At 72.8% G+C, this 19,120-nt stretch carries 5 protein-coding genes; all 5 read right to left on the bottom strand.

All coding sequences use genetic code 11. The annotated features are described in order from the left end of the window. Positions 1-76: 76 nt before the first annotated feature. The 5 genes from AC0HI0_RS05095 to sbnB are packed head-to-tail and all read right to left on the bottom strand — an operon-like array spanning position 77 to position 18,997. Positions 77-1,288 carry a cytochrome P450 gene (locus AC0HI0_RS05095; RefSeq protein ID WP_480931072.1) on the bottom strand — a complete coding sequence of 404 codons (1,212 nt, stop codon included), beginning with the start codon at positions 1,286-1,288 and terminating at the stop codon, positions 77-79. 20 nt (positions 1,289-1,308) lie between these two features. Then, complete coding sequence (locus AC0HI0_RS05090) at positions 1,309-2,121, bottom strand: ABC transporter permease (protein ID WP_480931071.1); 813 nt, start codon at positions 2,119-2,121, stop codon at positions 1,309-1,311. Continuing rightward, the gene (locus AC0HI0_RS05085) at positions 2,118-16,949 is read right to left on the bottom strand and encodes a non-ribosomal peptide synthetase (protein WP_480931070.1); all 14,832 of its coding nucleotides are present in this window, start codon (positions 16,947-16,949) and stop codon (positions 2,118-2,120) included. Before AC0HI0_RS05085 ends, AC0HI0_RS05090 begins: the two co-directional genes overlap by 4 nt. After that, on the bottom strand, positions 16,946-17,932 hold the full coding sequence (sbnA, locus tag AC0HI0_RS05080; protein ID WP_480931069.1) for a 2,3-diaminopropionate biosynthesis protein SbnA: 987 nt from the start codon (positions 17,930-17,932) through the stop codon (positions 16,946-16,948). The genes AC0HI0_RS05085 and sbnA overlap by 4 nt, the downstream gene beginning before the upstream one ends. A gap of 36 nt (positions 17,933-17,968) precedes the next feature. Further along, positions 17,969-18,997, bottom strand: coding sequence for a 2,3-diaminopropionate biosynthesis protein SbnB (sbnB, locus tag AC0HI0_RS05075; RefSeq protein WP_480931068.1), 1,029 nt, complete (start codon positions 18,995-18,997; stop codon positions 17,969-17,971). Between the last annotated feature and the right edge of the window lie 123 nt (positions 18,998-19,120).

Here is a 19,120-nt window from a genome sequence, read left to right as displayed (position 1 = left end):
CCTCGCGGTGGGATGGGACCCCAGTCGGTCAATGCTTTCCGCGCGCGCTGACCGCGCGCTGACGGATCGGTGATGCTCACCGGGTCTCCGGTACCAGCTCGACCGGCAGACTGCTGTAGCCGTACACGAAGTTCGAGTACAGCCGGGTCCCCTCGCCCGGCACCCGGATCTCGGCGACCAGGTCGCGCAGGCCCTCCAGCACCGAGCCGACGTGGGCGCGGCCCAGGAACGCGCCCAGGCAGAAGTGCGGTCCGAAGCCGAACGCGATGTGCCGGTTCGGGGTGCGGGCCAGGTCGAACCGGGTCGGGTCCGGGAAGACCTCCTCGTCGAAGTTCGCCGAGCTGTTCCACATCGTGACGATGTCGCCGTCGCGGATGGTCCGACCGCCCAGCTCCACCTCCGCCACCGCGCGCCGGCCGAAGTGCATCGCGGGCGTGGTCCAGCGCAGCACCTCCTCGGTGGCCGCCTCCACGGTCACCTCGCCGGACTTGAGCTTGCGCCACTGCTCGGGGTTCTGGGCCAGGGCGAGGATCGCGCCGATGGACGACATCCGGCTGGACTCGTCCGCGCCGAGGATGAGGCTGTAGGAGTTGAACACCACCTCGTCCTCGGCCAGCGGCTCGCCGTCGATCAGGCCGTTGGCCAGGGCGGAGAGCACGTCGTCGCCGGGCTTGCGGCGGCGCTGGTCGGCCAGGTCGGTGAAGTAGAGCAGGATCTCGTTGCGCGCGAGCCACTCGTCCATCTCGGAGTCGGCCGAGCTGATCCGGCTGAGCGTGCGGTTGTTCCAGTCCACCAGGCGCGGCCGGTCGGCGGCGGGCACGTCCATCAGGTCGCCGATGGTGTTGATCGGGATGTGGTCGGCGACGTCGGTGGCGAAATCGCACTCGCCGCGCGCGATCACGTCCTCCAGCAGGCTGTACGTGCGCCGCCGGACCTGCTGCGCGACCGCCTCCAGCAGGCGGGGCGAGAACGACTTGAGCATCAGGTTGCGCACCGCGCGGTGCCGTGCGCCGTCGGTGACGGCCAGCATCTTGCCCGACGCGGAGTCGTTGCCCTGCAACAACGTGGTCAGCACGTTGCCGCGTTCGGAGGTGAGCCGCTTGTTGTCCTTGTAGGCGGCCACGCAGTCGGCGTAGCGCGACACCACCCAGAAGCCGGGCTGGTCGCCGCGCGGCTCGTTCCAGTGCACCGGGCTCTCCGCCCGCAGGCGCTGCCACAGCTCGGTCAGGTCGACGTCCAGGAACGTCTGCGGGTCGGCGAGGTCGACGGTTGCCAGGTCGGCGGTCATGGTCGGCGCGTCCTTCGGGGTCAGGCGTTGCGGTAGCGGCGGACGCTGAGGTAGGAGGTGATCAGGAACAGCACGCCCAGCGACACGATGATCACCAGGTAGTTGTTCCCGCCGGCCGGGCTGCCGGGACCGGAAGCCTGGTTTCCCCACAGCTCGCGGCACGCGGAGATGACCGAGCTGACCGGGTTCCACTGGGCGATCGGCTGGATCCAGCCGGGCAGCTTGTCCACCGAGAGGAAGCCGTTGGACAGGAACGAGAACACCACCGCGACCAGGCCGCCGACGGATTCGATGGTCTCCAGGTTGTCCGAGGCCATGCCGAGCAGCACGCCCACCCACAGCACGGTGAAGATGAACACCGCCACCAGGGCGAACCCGGCCAGCGTCGGCAGGATCCCGGTGTGCGAGCGCCAGCCGAACAGCACGCCGAACGCCACCACGATCGCCAGGCCGATCAGGCTGATCGCCAGGTCGGCGATGGTGTGCCCGATCAGCACCGCGGAACGCGAGATCGGCAGCGACCGGAACCGGTCCACCAGGCCGCCCTGCACGTCCAGCGCCACCGCGATCGCGGTCGGGCCGACGCTGGCCAGGCCGACCTGCATCACCACGCCCGCGAAGATGAACTCGATGTAGTTGTCGCTGCCCGGGATCTGGATGGCGTTGGAGAACAGGTACCCCAGCGCGATCATGGTGATCAGCGGGTTGAGCGTGATGCCGACCAGCCGGCCGGGGTTGCGGCGCAGCCGCCGCAACCTCCGGCCCGCGATGGCGAGCACCTCGGTGACCGGCGCGAACGGTGTCTGCGCGGTCGGGACGTCGAGCGTGGTCACGGTCGTGCCTCCCCGATGTGGTTGCCCTGCACCCGGCGGAGCTCTTCCGCGACCGCGGCACCGATCAGCGCCTGCGGCTCGGGGTGCATCATGTACTCGTGCCCGCACGGCACGCGGTGCGTGCGGACCTCGCCGGTGACGTGGGCGCTCCACGAGTCGGCCAGTTCGGCGGTCTCGGCTTCGGAGCGGTCCTCCACCGCGGCGAACAGCACCAGGTCGCCGTCGAACGCGCCGGGCGTGAACGTCTCCATGATCCGGCCGTGGTTGCGCACCACGGACAGCATGGCCAGCAGCCGCTGCTCGCCGAGTTCGGCCAGCGGGTGCCGGTCGCGGCGCAGCACCTCGACCACGTCGCCGGGCTTGAGGTCGCGGCCGGTGAACTCGGCGCGGTCGTGCCCGATGACCTCCATGACGCGCAGCAGCAACTCGTTGTCGCTGACGTCCTCGTCCTCGGTGCCGGGCTTGTGCGGGTAGCCGTCCAGGTTCGCGACCAGCGCCACGCGCTCGCCGTCGCGCTGGAGCCGCACGGCCAGTTCGTGCGCCAGCACGCCGCCGAACGACCAGCCCAGCAGGTGGTACGGCCCTTCGGGCTGGACCTGCCGCAGGTAGCCCAGGTACTCCTCGGCGACCGCCCCGATGCTCTCCGGGAGCGGGGCCAGGTGGCCGACGCTGGGCGACTGGATGCCGTAGATCGGCACGTCCGGGTCGATCGCGCGGGCCAGCCCCACGTAGGGCAGGCTCGACCCGAGGCCGCTGTGCAGCACGAACAGCGGCGGTCGCGCGCCGTCCGGCCGGATCGGCAGCACCACGGCGAACGGGTCCAGCGGGTCGTCGCCGCCGTCGAGCGCCCGCACCTCGTCGAACACCCGGGCCACCGCCGACGCGCCGGCCGCCGGCGCTTCCAGCACCTCGGCCACGCCCGCCAGCCCCTCGGCGGTCTTGTGCACGAAGACGTCCGCGATGGTGAACCGCAGCCCGGCCTTGCGGGCCCGGCTGACCACGCCCGTGGCGAGCAGCGAGTGCCCGCCCAGCTCGAAGAAGTCGTCGTCCACCCGCACCTCGGGCACGCCCAGCACGTCGGCGAACACGTCGCACAACAGCCGTTCGGCGGCGGTGCGCGGTTCCCGGGCCGGGGCCCGGTCGGCGAAGTCCGGCGCGGGCAGCGCGGCCCGGTCGACCTTCCCGTTGGTGTTCAGCGGGAAGGCGTCCAGCTCGACGAACGCCGACGGGACCATGTGGTCGGGCAGCGCGGCACCGAGCCGGCGGCGCACCGCCGCCGGTTCCGGCACGTCCGCGCCGACCAGGTAGCCGACCAGCCGTCCGGCGGAGGCCACCACGACCGCGTCGGCGATCCCCGGCACGGCCCGCAGCGCGGCCTCGACCTCGCCCAGCTCGATCCGGAACCCGCGCACCTTGACCTGGTGGTCGCGCCGGCCCAGGAACTCGATCTCGCCCTCGTCGTCCCAGCGCACCACGTCCCCGGTGCGGTACATCCGGTCCCCCGCCTCGCCGAACGGGTCGGCCAGGAACCGGTCGGCGGTCAGCGAGGTGCGCTTGAGGTAGCCCCGCGCCAGGCCGTCGCCGCCGATGTACAGCTCGCCCGGCACGCCCGGCGGCACCGGCCGCAGCGCGTGGTCGAGCACGTAGACCTTGGTGTTGCTGATGGGCTTGCCGATGGTCGGCCGACCATCGTCCACTTCGGACACCGTGGACCAGATCGTGGTCTCGGTGGGCCCGTACATGTTGCGCACGTCCGGGGTCAGTTCGTGCAGCGACTTGGCCAGCGATTCGCTGAGCGCCTCGCCGCCGGTCAGCACGACCCGCAGGCGGCGCAACGGGTCCGGGGCGTGGTCGACCATCGACTGCCACAGGCTCGGCGTGGCCTGCATGACGCTGGCCCGGCTGTCGAGCAGCTGGGCGCCCAGCGCCACCGGGTCGCGCACCACGTCCCGGTCGGCCACGATCAGCGTCGCCCCGGACACCAGCGGCACGAAGATCTCCAGGTTGGAGATGTCGAAGCCGAAGGTGGTGACCGCCAGCAGCCGGTCGTCCCGGCTCATCGCCAACCGCAGCCGCATGTCCGCGATCAGGTTGCGCAGCGCCCGGTGCGGGACCACCACGCCCTTGGGCCGACCGGTCGACCCCGACGTGTAGATCACGTAGGCCGGGTGCTCGGGCCGCAGCGGCGCGATCCGGTCCTTGTCGGTGATCTCCGCCGCGCCGCCCCTGCCGCGCAGGACCTTGGCCACCTCGGGCGAGTCGAGCAGCAGCAGTTCGCCATCCGGGAGCAGGCCGGCGGTGTCCGCCGTGGTGACGGTCAGCACCGGTTCCGCGTCGGCCAGCGTCAGCGCGATCCGGTCGGCCGGGTGCTCCGGGTCGACCGGCAGGAACGCCGCGCCGGACTTGAGCACCGCGAGGGCCGCCACCACCAGGTCCACCGACCGGGGCACGGCGATCGCCACGATCCGCTCGGGGCCCGCGCCGCGCCGGATCAGCTCCCGGGCCAGCCGGTTCGCCCGCGCGCCGAGCTGGCGGTAGGTGAACTGGCCGTCCGGCCCGACCAGCGCGGTCACGCCGGGGATCTGCCGGGTCCGGTTGGCGACCAGGTCGGGCACCAGCGCCCGGCCCAGTTCGCGCGCGGTGTCGTTCCACTCCACCAGGATCCGGTGCCGCTCCTGCTCGCCCAGCACGTCGATGTCGCTCAGCGGCGCGTCCGGGTCGGCGACCACGGCGGCCAGCACCCGCAACAGCCGTTGCGCCATGCTGTCCACAGTGGACTTGCGGTAGAGGTCGGTGCGGTAGGCCAGCACGCCGTCCATGCCGGCCGGCACGCCGTCGAGCTGCCGCTCCACCAGGTCGAAGGTCAGGTCGAACTTCGACCGGCTCGCCTTCATCGGCTCGATCGCGGCGTGCACGCCCGGCAGCGCCTCGGCCGACTCGTCGTCGTTCTGGAAGGCCAGCATGACCTGGAACAGCGGGTGCCGCGACAGCGACCGGCTCGGGTTGAGCGCCTCGACCAGGTACTCGAAGGGCAGGTCCTGGTGCGCGTAGGCGGCCAGGTCGGTCTCCCGCACCCGCCGGACGAGTTCCCGGAACGTCGGGTCGCCGCCGGTGTCGGTGCGCAGCACCAGGGTGTTGACGAAGAAGCCCACCATGTCGTGCAGCGCCTCGTCGGTGCGGCCCGCGATCGGGCTGCCCAGCGGGATGTCCGTGCCCGCGCCGAGCTTGGTCAGCAGGGTCGACACGGCCGCCTGCACGAGCATGAACACGCTCGCCCCGGTTTCCCGCGCCAGGCCGACGAGTCCGGCGTGCAGCTCCGGCGACACCGCGAACTGGTGCACGTCGCCGTCGTGGTCGCTGACCGCCGCCCGGGTGAAGTCGGTCGGCAGGTCGAGTTCCTCCGGCAGGTCCGCCAGCGCCCGGGTCCAGTAGTCGAGCTGGGCGGTGAGCACGCTGCCCGGGTCGGTCTCGCTGCCCAGCCACTCCCGCTGCCACACCGCGTAGTCCGCGTACTGCACGGGCAGCGGCTCCCAGCTCGGGGCCTTGCCGGTGCGGCGGGCGGCGTAGGCGGCGGCCAGGTCGCGGCCCAGCGGCGCGCTGGACCAGCCGTCGAACGCGATGTGGTGGAACACCAGCAGCAGCACGTGCTCCTGCTCGTCGAGCGGGTAGAGCCGGGCCCGCAGCGCGGGTTCCGCGCCCAGGTCGAAGCCCCGGTCGACCTCCTCGGCGAGCGTGCGCGCGATGTCGTCGGTGCGCTCGACCCGCAGCGCCGAGCCGTGCACCGGCAGCACCCGCTGGTACGGCACGCCGTCCACGTCGGGGAACACCGTGCGCAGGATCTCGTTGCGCGCCACCACGTCGTCCACGGCGGCGGTGAGCGCGGGCACGTCCAGCTCGCCCTTGAGCCGCACCGCCAGCGGGATGTTGTACGTGCCGGTCGAGCCTTCCTCCAGCTTGTTGAGGAACCACAGGCGGCGCTGGGCGAACGACAGCGGCAGACCTTCGTCCCCGGCGCGTTCGACCGGCCGCAGCGCGGGCCGGGCCGATGCCGCGCCCACGACGAGCTTGGCGAGGCCGGCGACCGTGCGGGCCTCGAACAGCGCCCGCACCGGCAGTTCCACGTCCAGCACCGTGCGCACCCGGCTGACCACGCGGGTGGCCAGCAGCGAGTGGCCGCCGAGGTCGAAGAAGTCGTCCTCGACGCCGATCTCCGCCGCGCCCAGCACCTCGCCGAACACCCCGCACAGGATTTCCTCGACCGGCGTGCGCGGGCCCCGGCTGCGGGTGGTGGACAGGTCGGGTTCCGGCAGCGCCTTGCGGTCGACCTTCCCGTTGGGGGTCAACGGGAGCGCGTCGAGCACGACCATCGCCGCGGGGACCATGTAGTCGGGCAGCGACTCGCCCAGCCGCTCCCGCACGGCCTGCGCGTCCAGCTCCGCACCCGGCGCGGCCACGACGTAGCCGATCAGGCGCTTGTGGCCGCCCTGGTCGCCGCCGACGGACACCGCCGCGTCGCCGACCTCGGGCACCGCCCGCAGCGCCGCCTCGACCTCGCCGAGTTCGATCCGGTGGCCCCGGATCTTCACCTGGTGGTCGCGGCGCTCCAGGAATTCGAGCTGCCCGTCCGGCCGCAGCACCACCCGGTCGCCGGTGCGGTACATCCGCGCGCCCGGCTCGCCGTACGGGTCGGCCATGAACGTCACCGACGTCTTCGCCCGGTCGTTGAGGTAGCCCCGACCGACGCCCGTGCCGCCGACGTACAGCTCACCGGGCACCCCGGCGGGCACCGGGCGCAGGTCGTCGCCCAGCACGTACAGGCGGGTGTTGCGCACCGGGCGGCCGATCGGGACGCGGGCGTCGCCCAACTCGTCGCCGAGCCGGATGATCGCGTGCGTCACGTCGTCCGAGCACTCCGTGGGCCCGTAGGCGTTGACCAGCGGGATGTCCGGGTAGCGCGCGAACCAGCGGTGGCACAGGTCCGGCGGCAGCGCCTCGCCGGTGACCACGAGCGAGCGCAGGCCGGGCAGGGCCGGGGTCTCCTCGGTGATGTCCCACGCGTCGAGCGCGGCGCGCAGCAACGACGGGACGACCTCCAGGATCGTCACGCCCTCGTCGGGGATCGTGGCGAACAGCGCGTTCGGGTCCACGGCGGTGTCCCGCCCGGTGACCCGGACCCGGCCGCCCGCCATCAGCGCGGTGAGCATCTGCCACACCGAGATGTCGAACGTGACCGGCGCGTTGTGCACGATGGTGTCCACTTCGGACACTTCGAGGTCGTCCACCTTGCACCACAGGTGGTTCACCATGCCCCGGCGGTGCACCATGGCGCCCTTGGGCTTGCCGGTCGAGCCGGAGGTGAAGATCACGTACGCCAGGTCGTCCGGCTCGCCGAGCGCGGGGGCCAGGTCGGTGTCGACGGCGTCGTCCAGCAGCACGACGTCGATCCCGTTGGCCACCTCGCGGGCCAGCTCCAGGTGTTCGGCGTCGACCGCGACCGCGCGGGCGCCGCTGTCGGCGAGCAGCGCGGCGATCCGCGCCACGGGCGCCTGCACGTCCAGCGGCACGTACCCGCCGCCCGCGCCCAGCACGCCCAGAACCGCGGTCACGAAACCGATCCCGGGCGCGGCCAGCACGGCGGTGAGCCCGTCGCCGGGCACCCGCCGGGAGAACGCGCCGGCCCGCCCGACGAGTTCGGCGTAGCCGACCGACGCGCGGTCGTCCACGACGGCGACGGCGTCCGGCCGCTCCAGCGCCAGCGCCCGGATGCGCTCCACGACGCCCTGGTACGCCTGCGGTTTCACCGGCCCGGTACCGATCCGCAGGACCGCGTCCCGCTCGTCGGCGTCCAGCACGTCCACCCGGCTCAGCCGGGCCGCCGGGTCGGACACCACGGTGCGCAGGAAGTCCACCAGCCGCCGGGACAGCCGCCGGGCGGACGCCTCGGTGAACAGCTCGGTGCTGTACTCCAGCACGCCGTGCATCCCGGCGGGCACGCCCTCGGCGTAGCGCTCCTCCAGCAGCACGGTGAAGTCGAACTTCGCGCGCTGCGACCGCACCGGCTCGACCCGCCCGGTCAGGCCGGGCAGCGTGAGCGGGATGTCGTCGCTGGTCTGGAGCGCCAGCATGACCTGGAACAGCGGCTGCTTGTTCAGCGACCGCTCCGGGTTGAGCTTGTCCACCAGGTGCTCGAACGGCACGTCCTGGTGCTGGTAGGCGGCCAGGTTGGTGTCGCGCACCCGGTGCAGCAGCTCCTGGAACGTCGGGTCGCCACCGGTGTCGGTGCGCAGCACCAGGGTGTTGACGAAGAACCCGATCAGGTCGGCCAGTTCGTCGTCGGTGCGGCCGGCGGTGGGCGTGCCGAGCGGGATGTCCGTGCCCGCGCCCAACTTCGTCAGCAACGCCGACAGCGCGGCCTGGAACACCATGAACACGCTCGCCCCGGAGTCGCGGGCCAGCGTCACCACACCCTGGTACAGCGCGGCGTCGATCTCGAACCGCAGCTCGTCGCCGGTGTACTCGGCGATCGCCGGACGGGCGAAGTCGGTCGGCAGGTCCAGTTCCTCCGGCACGCCCGCCAGCGCCTTGGTCCAGTACCCGAGCTGGCGGGACAGCAGGCTCTCCGGGTCGTGCTCGTCGCCGAGCAGTTCCCGCTGCCACAACGCGTAGTCCGCGTACTGCACCGCCAGCGGCGCCCACTCGGGCCGGCGGCCCGCGACCCGGGCCCGGTAGGCCGTGGCCAGGTCCTGCACCATCGGCGCGATGGACCAGCCGTCGAACGCGATGTGGTGGAACACCAGCAGCAGCACGTGTTCCGCGGGCGCGACGCCGTAGAGGTGGGCCCGCATCACGGGTTCCGCGGCGAGGTCGAAGCCCCGGTCCGCCTCGGCGGTCAGCACGGCCGGCAGGTCGGCCTCGGGCAGCCGGGTCAGCGGCAGCCGCGGGTAGTCCGCCGGCACCTCCACGACCCGCTGGTACGGCTCGCCCTCGACGTCGGGGAACACCGAGCGCAGGATCTCGTGGCGGCCCACCAGGTCCCGCAACGCGCCGCGCAGCGCGGCCACGTCGAGGTCGCCGTTGAGCCGCACGGCCATCGGCACGTTGTAGGTGCCGGTGACGCCGTCCTCGAACTTGTCCAGGAACCACAACCTGGTCTGGGCGAACGACAGCGGCACGCGCTCGCCGCGCGCGGCGGGCACCAGCGGCGGCCGGGCGTCGGACGCGCCGACCACCTGCTCCGCCACGCCGGCGACCGTGCGGGCCTCGAACAGCGCGCGGATCGGCAGCTCCACGCCCAGCGCGGCGCGCGCCCGGCTGATCACCTTGGTGGCCAGCAGGGAGTGCCCGCCGAGGGTGAAGAAGTCGTCGTCGATGCCGACCTGCGGCAGTTGCAGCACGTCGGCGAAGACCCCGCAGAGGATCTCCTCGACCGGGTTGCGCGGCCCCCGGCCCCGGGCCTGGCCCGCGTAGTCGGGTGCGGGCAGCGCCTTGCGGTCGAGCTTGCCCTGGGTGGTGAGCGGGAGTTCGTCCAGCACCACCAGCGCGGAGGGCACCATGTACTCGGGCAGCACCTCCACCAGCTTCTCCCGCAGGCCGGCCGGGACCGCCGTGCCGTCCTGGTCGGTGACCAGGTAGGCGACCAGCTTGCGGTCCTCGCCCTCGTCCTCGCGGACGATCGCCGCGGCCAGCACCACCTCGGGGTGCGACAGCAGCGCGGACTCGACCTCGCCGAGTTCGATCCGGAACCCGCGCAGCTGCACCTGGTCGTCGGCGCGGCCCAGGTAGTCGAGCTGGCCGCCGGGCAGCCAGCGGACCAGGTCGCCGGTGCGGTACATCCGGTCGCCGGGCGCGCCGAACGGGTCGGCCATGAACCGCTCGGCGGTCAGGCCCGGACGGTTGAGGTAGCCGCGCGCCAGGCCGCCGCTGACGTACAGCTCGCCGGTCACGCCTTCCGGAACGGGGTGCAGCAGCGAGTCCAGCACGTACACCCGGTGCGCGGCGGTCGGCACGCCGATCGGCGGCTTCGGGCCGGGCGCGAGCGGGCCGCCGACGGTCGAGGCCAGCACGGACTCGGTGGGCCCGTAGCCGTTGAACATCCGGTGGGTGGCCGACCAGCGGGCCACGATCTCCGGCGGGCACGCCTCGCCCGCCACCACCATGGTCAGGTCGTCGGGCAGCTTGGTGCCCTCGGGCATCCCGCCCGCCACGACCGGCGGCAGCGCGGCCAGGTTCACGCCGTTGTCGTTGATCAGGTCGATCAGCGCCTGGCCGGGGCCGCGCGCGTCCTCGCCCGCGACGACGACCGTGCCGCCGCCGCACAGCGCCAGCCCCATCTCCCACACCGTGGCGTCGAAGCTGTAGGAGGCGAACTGGAGGACCTTGGTGTCGGTGGTGACCTCGAACTTGTCGCTCAGGCTGAGCACCATCGCGACGAACCCGGCGTGGTCGACCACGACGCCCTTGGGCTTGCCGGTCGAGCCGGAGGTGTAGATCACGTACGACGGGTGGTGCGGGCGCAGCGGCGCGACCCGGTGGTCGTCGGTCAGGTTCCCGTCCGGGTAGCCGGAGAAGTCGACCGCGTCGATCGCCAGCACCTCGACGTCCACGTTCAGCGTCGCCGCGACGTCCACTGTGGACAGCAGCACGGCCGGGTCGGCGTCGGCCACCATGTAGTCCACCCGGTCGGCCGGGTACTTGGCGTCGATCGGCAGGTAGGACGCGCCGGCCTTGAGCACGCCGAGCACGGCGACCAGCATCTCCAGCGAGCGCGGCATCGCCAGCGCGACGATCGCCTCCGGCCCGATGCCCCGGGCGACCAGCAGCCGGGCCAGCCGGTTGGCGCGGGCGTTGAGTTCGCCGTAGGCCAGCGGCGTGCCCTGGAACACGGCCGCGATCGAGTCCGGCGCGTCGGCGGCGCGGGCCTCGAACAGGTCGGTGACCACGACGTCGGGGACCTCGGCGATCCGGCCGGCCCAGTCGTCCAGGATCCGGGTGCGCTCGTCCGGTGCCAGCAGGTCGATCTGGGCCACCCGGACGTCGGGCTGCTCGGTCACCGTGCGCAGCAGCCGGGTGAAGCGGTCCACCACGGACCGGATCTCGGGCTCGCCGAAGATGTCCGCCCGGTACTGGGCGAGCAGCCGGATCTCCTCGCCCGGGTAGACCGACAGCGCGAACGGGTACTCGGCGACCAGCCGACCCTCCGCGCCGACCAGCCGGACGCCGGGGATCAGCCCGGACAGGCCGTCGGTGTCCATCGGGTAGTTGTGGAAGCTGACCACGGTGTCGAACAGCTCGCCGACGCCCGCCACCTGCTGCACCTCGGCCAGGCCGAGGTGGTGGTGCGCGGCCAGGTCGAACTGCTCGTCCTGCACGCGGGCGAGCAGCCGGGCGACCGGCGCGGTCGGGTCGAGCTTCACCCGCACCGGCAGGGTGTTGAGGAACAGGCCGACCATCGACTCCATGCCGGGCAGGTCGACCGGGCGGCCGGAGTGCACCGCGCCGAACACGACGTCGTCGCGGCCGGTCAGCCTGCCCAGCAGGATCGCCCACGCGCCCTGCATCACGGTGTTGAGGGTGAGGCCGCGCGCCCGCGCCCAGCGGGACAGCTCCGCGGAGAACCCGGCGGGCAGGTCGACGGTGATCGACGCGGGCGAGTCGGTGACCCGGGGCCGTTCGGCCGGGCCGATCCGGCTGGGCTCGCCGAGCCCGGCCAGCGCGGTCCGCCACGCCTCGCGGGCCGCCTCGTCGTCCTGGCGCGCCAGCCACTCCAGGTAGCCGCGCGAGGGCGGCACCGGCGGCAGCGCGGAGACGTCCGCGCCGTTCGCGGTGAGCGTGAACAGCTCGCGCGCGACGATCGGCATGGACCAGCCGTCGACCAGGATGTGGTGCACCGCCCAGATGAGCCGAAACCGGTCGGTCCCGGTGCGCACGACGGTGAACCGGACCAGCGGCGGGTCGGCCATGTCGTAGCGGCGCACCCAGTCCTCGTCGGTGAGCCGGCGCAGCTCGTGCGCCAGGTCGTCCGGGTCCATGCCGGTGAGGTCGATCTCCTCCCACGGCAGGGCCGCACCGACCGGGATCACCTGCACGGCGTCGCCGGACGGCCGCGAGTGGAACGAGGCGCGCAGGTTCGGGTGCCTGCGCAGCAACGCCTCGGCGGCCGCCCGGAACGCGTCGACGTCGAGCGCGCCCTCGACGTCCACGACCACCTGGAGGGTGTAGACGTCCGCGCCGTCCCGGTCGAACTCGGCCTGGAACAGCAGACCCTTCTGCAACGGCGAGAGCGGCAGCACGTCCTGCACCGCGCCTGCCTCGCGCTCGATGGCCGCGATCTCGCCCTCGGTCAGCGCGACCAGGTCGAAGTCCGACGGGCTGTGCCCGCCCGCGCCGGGCAGCGCGGCGTGCTCGACGAACGCCTCCAGCGCCCGGAACCAGGTCCGCGCGATGTCCGCGACGTCGGCGTCGGAGAGCAGCCCGTCGGCCCACAGCCAGTCCGCGACCAGGTTCGGCCCGCCGGGGCCGTCCTCGGTGACCGGGGTGACCGCGAGGACGTGCCGCAGCGGCATGTCCGGGCTGACGCCGGTGCCGACCACGGAGGAGCCGGCGTCGAGCGTCCAGTCCCCCGCCGCCGCGCCGGCGGTGAACCGGCCGAGGTAGTTGAACCCGATCTGCGGGGTGCCGTACCGGGCGAGCGCGCCGACGGTCTGCGGGTTGAGGTAGCGCAGCAGGCCGAAGCCGATGCCGCGGTCGGGCAGCGCGCGCAACTGCTCCTTGATCCGCTTGATGGCGGTGCCGGCGCTGCCGCCGCCCGCCCACAGGTCGACGCGGTCCAGTTCGCCCGGGTCCAGCCGCAGCGGGAAGACGCTGGTGAACCAGCCGACCGTGCGGGACAGGTCGACGTCGTCCACGACCTGCTCGCGGCCGTGGCCCTCGACCTCGACCAGCACCGCCGAGTCGGCCACGCCGTGCTCGGTGCCCTTGGCGCGCTTGCGCCGCCAGTCGGCGACCGCGACCGCGAGGCCCGCCAGCAGCACGTCGTTGATCTCGGCGTGGAACGCGGCGGGCACGGTGGTGAGCAGCGCCGCGGTCTGCTCGGTCGGCAGCACCAGCCGCAGCGAGCGGGCGGTGCCGTAGGTGTCCCGGGCGGGGTCCAGCGGGCGGGTGCCCAGCGGCTGGTCGGGCCGCGCCTGCGCGGTCCACAGCGGGAGTTCGGTGACCCGCGCGGCGGACCGGGCGTGCTCGGCGAGCACCTTGGCCCAACGCCGGTAGGAGGTGCCCACCGGCTGCAGCGGGCGGCCCGCGACCGCGTCGGCGAGGTCGGGCACGATGATCCGCCACGACACGCCGTCCACCACGAGGTGGTGCGCGACCAGCACGAGGCGCGCGGTCGTGCCGGAGTCGATCAGCACGGCCTGGAGCACGCGGCCGTCCTCCGGCGCGAGCCCGGCGCGGGCCCGCGCGACCTCCTCCGCGACGACCTCGTCCACGTCGTCCACTTCGGACAGCGGCACGCGGCGGACCAGCTTGGTGGCGCGGATCTCGCCGACCGGCAGGGTTTCCATCGTCCACAGGCCGGGCAGCGGCACGGTCAGCCGGGTGCGCAGGGCGTCGTGGTGGTCCAGGACGTGCTGGAGCGCGCCCGCGAGCTTGATCAGGTCCAGCCCGGTCGGCACGTGCAGCACCACGTACTGGCTGTACTGCCGGGTGCGCGGCGCGAGGTCTTCGAGGTCCTCGCGCAGCTGGTGGGCGATCGGGGTCAGCTCGACCTCGCCCACGCCGTCGTCGGCGACCGCGACGGTGTCGTTGGCGTCCTTGGCGATCACCGCGATGGCGGCCGGCGTGCGGTGCTTCATCACCTCGCGCGAGGTGAACACGACACCGGCCCGGCGGGCGCGGCTGACCACCTGGATGGAGCTGATGCTGTCGCCGCCGAGGGTGAAGAAGTCGTCGTCCACGCCGACGTCGCGCAGGCCCAGCACCTCGCCCATGACCTCGCACAGCACGCGTTCGCGGGGCGAGCGCGGCGCGCGGGTCGGCGCGACCGCCGTCTCCGGCAGGGGCAGCGCCTTGCGGTCGACCTTGCCGTGCGGGGTCAGCGGCAGCGCGGTCAGCTCCACGAACGCCGAGGGCACCAGGTAGTCCGGCAGCAGCTCGCCGAGCCGGGCGCGCAGGTCCACGCGGCCGGTCAGCACGACGTACCCGACCAGGCGCTTGGCACCGCCGTCGCCGACGACCTGCACGGCCGCGTCGGTCACCTCGGGCAGGCCGCGCAGCGCGGCCTCGACCTCGCCGAGTTCGATCCGGTGGCCGCGCACCTTCACCTGGTGGTCGCGGCGCTCCAGGAACTCCAGCTGACCGTCCTCGCGGCGGACCACGCGGTCGCCGGTGCGGTACATCCGGCCGCCGTTGAACGGGTCGGCGACGAACGTGGCGGACGTGCGCTTCGGGTCGCCCAGGTAGCCCCGGCCGACGCCCGAGCCGCCCACGTACAGCTCGCCGGGCACGCCGGTCGGCACCGGGCCGAGGTCGTCGCCCAGCACGTACAGGTTGGTGTTGCGGATCGCGTGGCCGATCGGCACGCGCGGGCCGGTGGCGTCGTCGACCGTGACGAACGCGTGCGTCACGTCGTCCGAGCACTCGGTGGGCCCGTAGGCGTTGACCAGCGGCACGGTCGGGAAGCGCGCGAACCAGCGCAGGCACAGGTCCGGCGGCAGCGCCTCGCCGGTGACGACGAGTTCCCGCAACGACGGCAGCTTCGGCCGTGCGCCGACGATGTCCCACGTGTCCAGGGCGGCGCGCAGCAACGACGGCACGACCTCCAGCACGGTGATCCGCTCGTTGGCCACCAGGCCGAACAGCAGGTCCGGGTCGGCGGCGGTGTCGCGCCCGACCACCCGCACCCGGCCGCCCGCGACCAGCGGCGCGAGCATCTGCCACACCGAGATGTCGAAGGTCAGCGGCGCGTTCTGCACCACGCTGTCCGCGTCGGACAGGCCCAGGTCCTCGACCTTGGCCAGCAGGTGGTTCACCATGCCGGCGCGGTGCACCATGGCGCCCTTGGGCTTGCCGGTCGAGCCGGAGGTGAAGATCACGTACGCCAGGTCGTCCGGCTCGCCCCGCACGGGCGCGAGGTCGGTGTCCTCGGCGTCGTCCAGCACGACGTGCGCGATGCCGAGTTCCACGGCGAGCACGCGGTGCGCGGCGTCGACCACGATCAGCTCGATGTTGTTGTCCCGCACCAGTTCGGCGGTGCGGGCGAGCGGTGCGCGAACGTCGAGCGGCACGTACGCCCCGCCCGCGCCCAGCGCGCCCAGCACGGCGGTGACGAACCCCGCGCCCGGCGCGGCCAGCACGCCGACCAGCGCGTCGGGGAGCTTGCGGGACAACGCGCTCGCGCGGGCGACGAGGGCCGCGTAGGTGACGTCGAAGTCGTCCTCCACCACCGCGATGGCGTCGGGGCGTTCGGTGGCGAACGCCCGGACCTGCTCGACCACGTCGGTGAACGCGTCGGGGCGGGTGTCGCCGATCGTCGCGCCCAGCCACTCGGCGCGCTCCTCGGCGGTGAGGACTTCCAGCGCCGCCAGCGGTTCGTCGTCGGCGGCGTGCGCGAAGCGGTCCAGGAACGCGGTGAACCGCGCCAGGTGCGCCTGCGCCTCGTCCGCCGTGTACAGCTCGGGGTTGCCGTTGAGGTGGATCTCCAGGCCGCCGTCCGGGGCGTCCACCACGGTCAGCATCAGGTCTTCGATGAGGCCGGTCGAGAGGTTGTTCACCTCGACCGAGCACTCCCCCAGCCGGAACGCGGTCCGCTGCGGCAGGATGTTGACGAACGGGCCGAACGGCCGGCGGTCGTCGCTCGCCAGGCCGATCGCCCGGCGGATCCGGCTGACCCGGTGGCGCTGGTGCTTGAGCACCCGCATGAGTTCGCGCGAGGTGCGGCGCAGCAGGTCCGCGCGGGTGTCGTCGGGCCGGACGGCGACCCGCAGCGGCAGGTAGTTGGCGACCATGCCGGGCACCGCGCGCATCGTCGCGCCCATCCGGGCGGTCGCGGGCAGGGTGAGCAGCACGTCGCCGACGCCGGTCAGCCGCTGGGTGTAGACGGCGACGGCGGACAGCACGACGGCGGGCCAGGTCGAGGTGGACCGGCCGGCCAGCTCGCGCAGCGCCCGCGCGGTGCCGGCGGGCAGCACGCCCGTGCGGCGCAGGAAGCCGTGCACCTCGGGGCCGCCGGAGGTGCGGGTGGACAGGCTCACCAGGTCCGGCGTGGTGTCGAACCGGCCGGCCCAGAACGCCTTGTCCTTCGCGGCGGCGGGCGAGGTCTCGTAGGCGTGCTCGCCGGCCAGCAACGCGCTCAACGGCGGGATCGGGTCGCCCCCGGTCCCGCCGTACAGCTCGGCCAGCCGCCGCCAGAACACCACCTGGCTGTACCCGTCGCACAGCAGGTGGTGGATGCGCATGTAGAAGAAGTGCCGGTCCTCGGCGACCTTGACCACGGCGAACCGGAACAGCGGGAACTCGTCCAGCGCGAACGGCGTGGCGAGGTCCGCGGCCATCCAGTCGGCGGCCTCCTCGGCGGTCAGCTCCAGCCGGGTCAGCGGCAGGTCCACCAGCGGCGTGACGACCTGCGCGGGCACGCCGTCGACCTCGGTGTAGCGGGTGCGCGTGCACTCGGCCTCGTCGACCAGGCCGCGCGCGGCCGCGATCAGCGCCGGGACGTCCAGCGGGCCGCGGATGTCCAGGTAGCCCGCCGAGTTGTAAGCGACGCCGCGCCCGTTGAGCTTCTCGTCGAACCAGATCTCGGCCTGTCCGGCGGAAAGGGGCAACGCGTCGGTCATGGCATTCTCCTCGCAAGCGTCGCGGGTGCCTGCTCGCCGAGCAGGTCCGCGCCGTAGATGTCCGCGATCCACTGGTCGTGGTAGACGGTGTCCAGGTAGCGCTCGCCCAGGTCGGGCGCGATCGCGACCGCCGTCAGGTCGCCGTCGTGCCGGGCGAGCCACTCGGTCGCGCCGGACAGCACCGTCCCGGTCGAGCCGCCGAACAGGAAGCCCTCGCGCAGCAGGGCCCGGCACCACCGGACCGTGTCCGCCTCGGCGACGTGCTGCACCTCGTCCACGAAGGACTCGTCCAGCAGCGGCGGGCGCACGCTGGTGCCCAGGCCGGGCAGCATCCGGGGCTGGGCGGGCGTGCCGAAGGTGACCGAGCCGACGCTGTCGACCGCGACCACCCGCACCGACGGCTTGTTGTCCCGGAAGTAACGGGCGCAGCCCATCAGCGTGCCGGTGCTGCCCGCGCCGATGAACACCACGTCGACGTCCGGGAAGCTCTTGAGGATCTCCGGGCCGGTGGTCTGGTAGTGCGCCGCCGAGTTGCCCGGGTTGGCGTACTGGTTGAGCCACAGGTGGTCGGCGTTCTCCTCGACCACCTGCTTGACGAACCTGATGCGCGCGCCGAGGAACCCGTCCAGCGGGTCCGGCTCGGTGATCACGTGCACCTCCGCGCCCAGCGCGGTCATCAGCTGCCGGGTCGACAGGTTGCACCGGGTGTCGGTGACGCACAGGAACTTCAGCCCGCGACTGGCCGCCACCAGGGCCAGCGCCACACCGAGGTTGCCCGACGAGCTCTCCACCAGCGTGGTGCCCGCGTGCAGCGCGCCGGAGCGCACCGCCGCGGACACCATCTCGTTGGCGGCCTTGAGCTTGATCGAGCCGGCGAAGTTGAAGCCTTCGCACTTGAGGTACAGCGGGTGGCCCGTGAGCCGCCGGAGGTCGACGTAGAGGTCGTCCACGTTGAACTCCTGGGGCGTGGATATCACTGGCATGAGCCGACTCCTAGGCGAGGTCCACGGTCAGGCGGCTCAACGCTTGCCGTAGCGGTGAAGGTCGTAGAAGAAGTCGTCCACGACGGCCAGGTCGCCCGCCCGCGACACCTCGTCGTAGACGTGCTTGCCGACCGCCAGGTCGAGGACGCCCAGCCCGAACGGCGAGAACACCAGCGGCTTGTCGGCCGGGGGCCGGACCGCGCCGGTCATCACGTCGTACAAGGTGCCGGACAGGAAGTCGCGGTTGCCGGTGGCCTGCTCGGCCAGGTGCGGCGAGGTGTTCGCCTTGAGGCAGTGCTCCACGTCGTCCACCACGTTGGTGGACGCCAGGATCACCTCCGGCGACAGGTCGCGCAGCGACACGTGCAGCACCAGCGGGTTGTGCTCGAACCAGGCCGGGTCCGTGACGTGCGGGGTGCCCGCGATCGTCGCGAACACCACCAGGTCGCTCTCCCGGACCAGGCTCTCCGCGCTGTCGTGGATCTTCGTCGTGCCACCGGCGGTCTCGTCCACGTACGACCGGAAGCCTCGGGCGGAGTCCGCGCTCAGGTCGTGGATGCCGACCTCGTCGAACGTCCAGCCGGTGGTGTGCAGGTAGGTGTGGATGTATCGGGCGATCAGGCCGGTGCCGACGAACCCGACCCGGGTCGGCCGGCCCCGGTCGCGGGAGAGCCAGTCGGCGGCGAGCGCGGCGGACGCGGCGGTGCGCACCGCGCTCACGATCGAACTCTCCAGGCAGGCGATCGGGTAGCCGGTGCGCTGGTCGTTGAGGATCAGCACGGCGGACGCGCGGGGCAGGCCCTCGGCGACGTTCGCGGGGAAGCTGGAGATCCACTTCACGCCGTGCACGCCGATGTCGCCGCCGACCGACGCGGGCAGCGCGATGATCCGCGACGCCGGGTCCTCCGGGAACCGCAGGAAATAGGACGGCGGATTGACCGTGTCCCCTTCGCCGTGCACCCGGTAGGCCGCCTCGATCAGTTCGAGAACGTGCTTCTCCCGACCTTGCAAAACCTGGTGAACCTGCGCACCGGAAATCACTGCGAAGGCAGGAGTCACGTCCATGTCCCTTCACTAGACAGCCGTCGACCCGATCGGATCGCGGTCCCGCAGAAGATGCTGGCGAACCCGACTGACGAGCCGCTGACACCGGGCTGACGGCCCGCGTCAAGCCTGGGTAAAGTGCCG

It is taken from the genome of Saccharothrix sp. NBAS 001, from assembly GCF_056640475.1.
The sequence above is the reverse complement of the archived record's forward strand: the minus strand, read 5'-3'. Positions and strand labels throughout refer to the sequence as shown.

What these genes read in the sequence shown, in the direction of transcription:
- AC0HI0_RS05095 (WP_480931072.1), bottom strand. Translation starts at nt 1,288, where the DNA reads ATGACCGCCGACCTGGCAACCGTCGACCTCGCCGACCCGCAGACGTTC.
- AC0HI0_RS05085 (WP_480931070.1), bottom strand. Translation starts at nt 16,949, where the DNA reads ATGACCGACGCGTTGCCCCTTTCCGCCGGACAGGCCGAGATCTGGTTC.
- sbnA (WP_480931069.1), bottom strand. Translation starts at nt 17,932, where the DNA reads ATGCCAGTGATATCCACGCCCCAGGAGTTCAACGTGGACGACCTCTAC.
- sbnB (WP_480931068.1), bottom strand. Translation starts at nt 18,997, where the DNA reads ATGGACGTGACTCCTGCCTTCGCAGTGATTTCCGGTGCGCAGGTTCAC.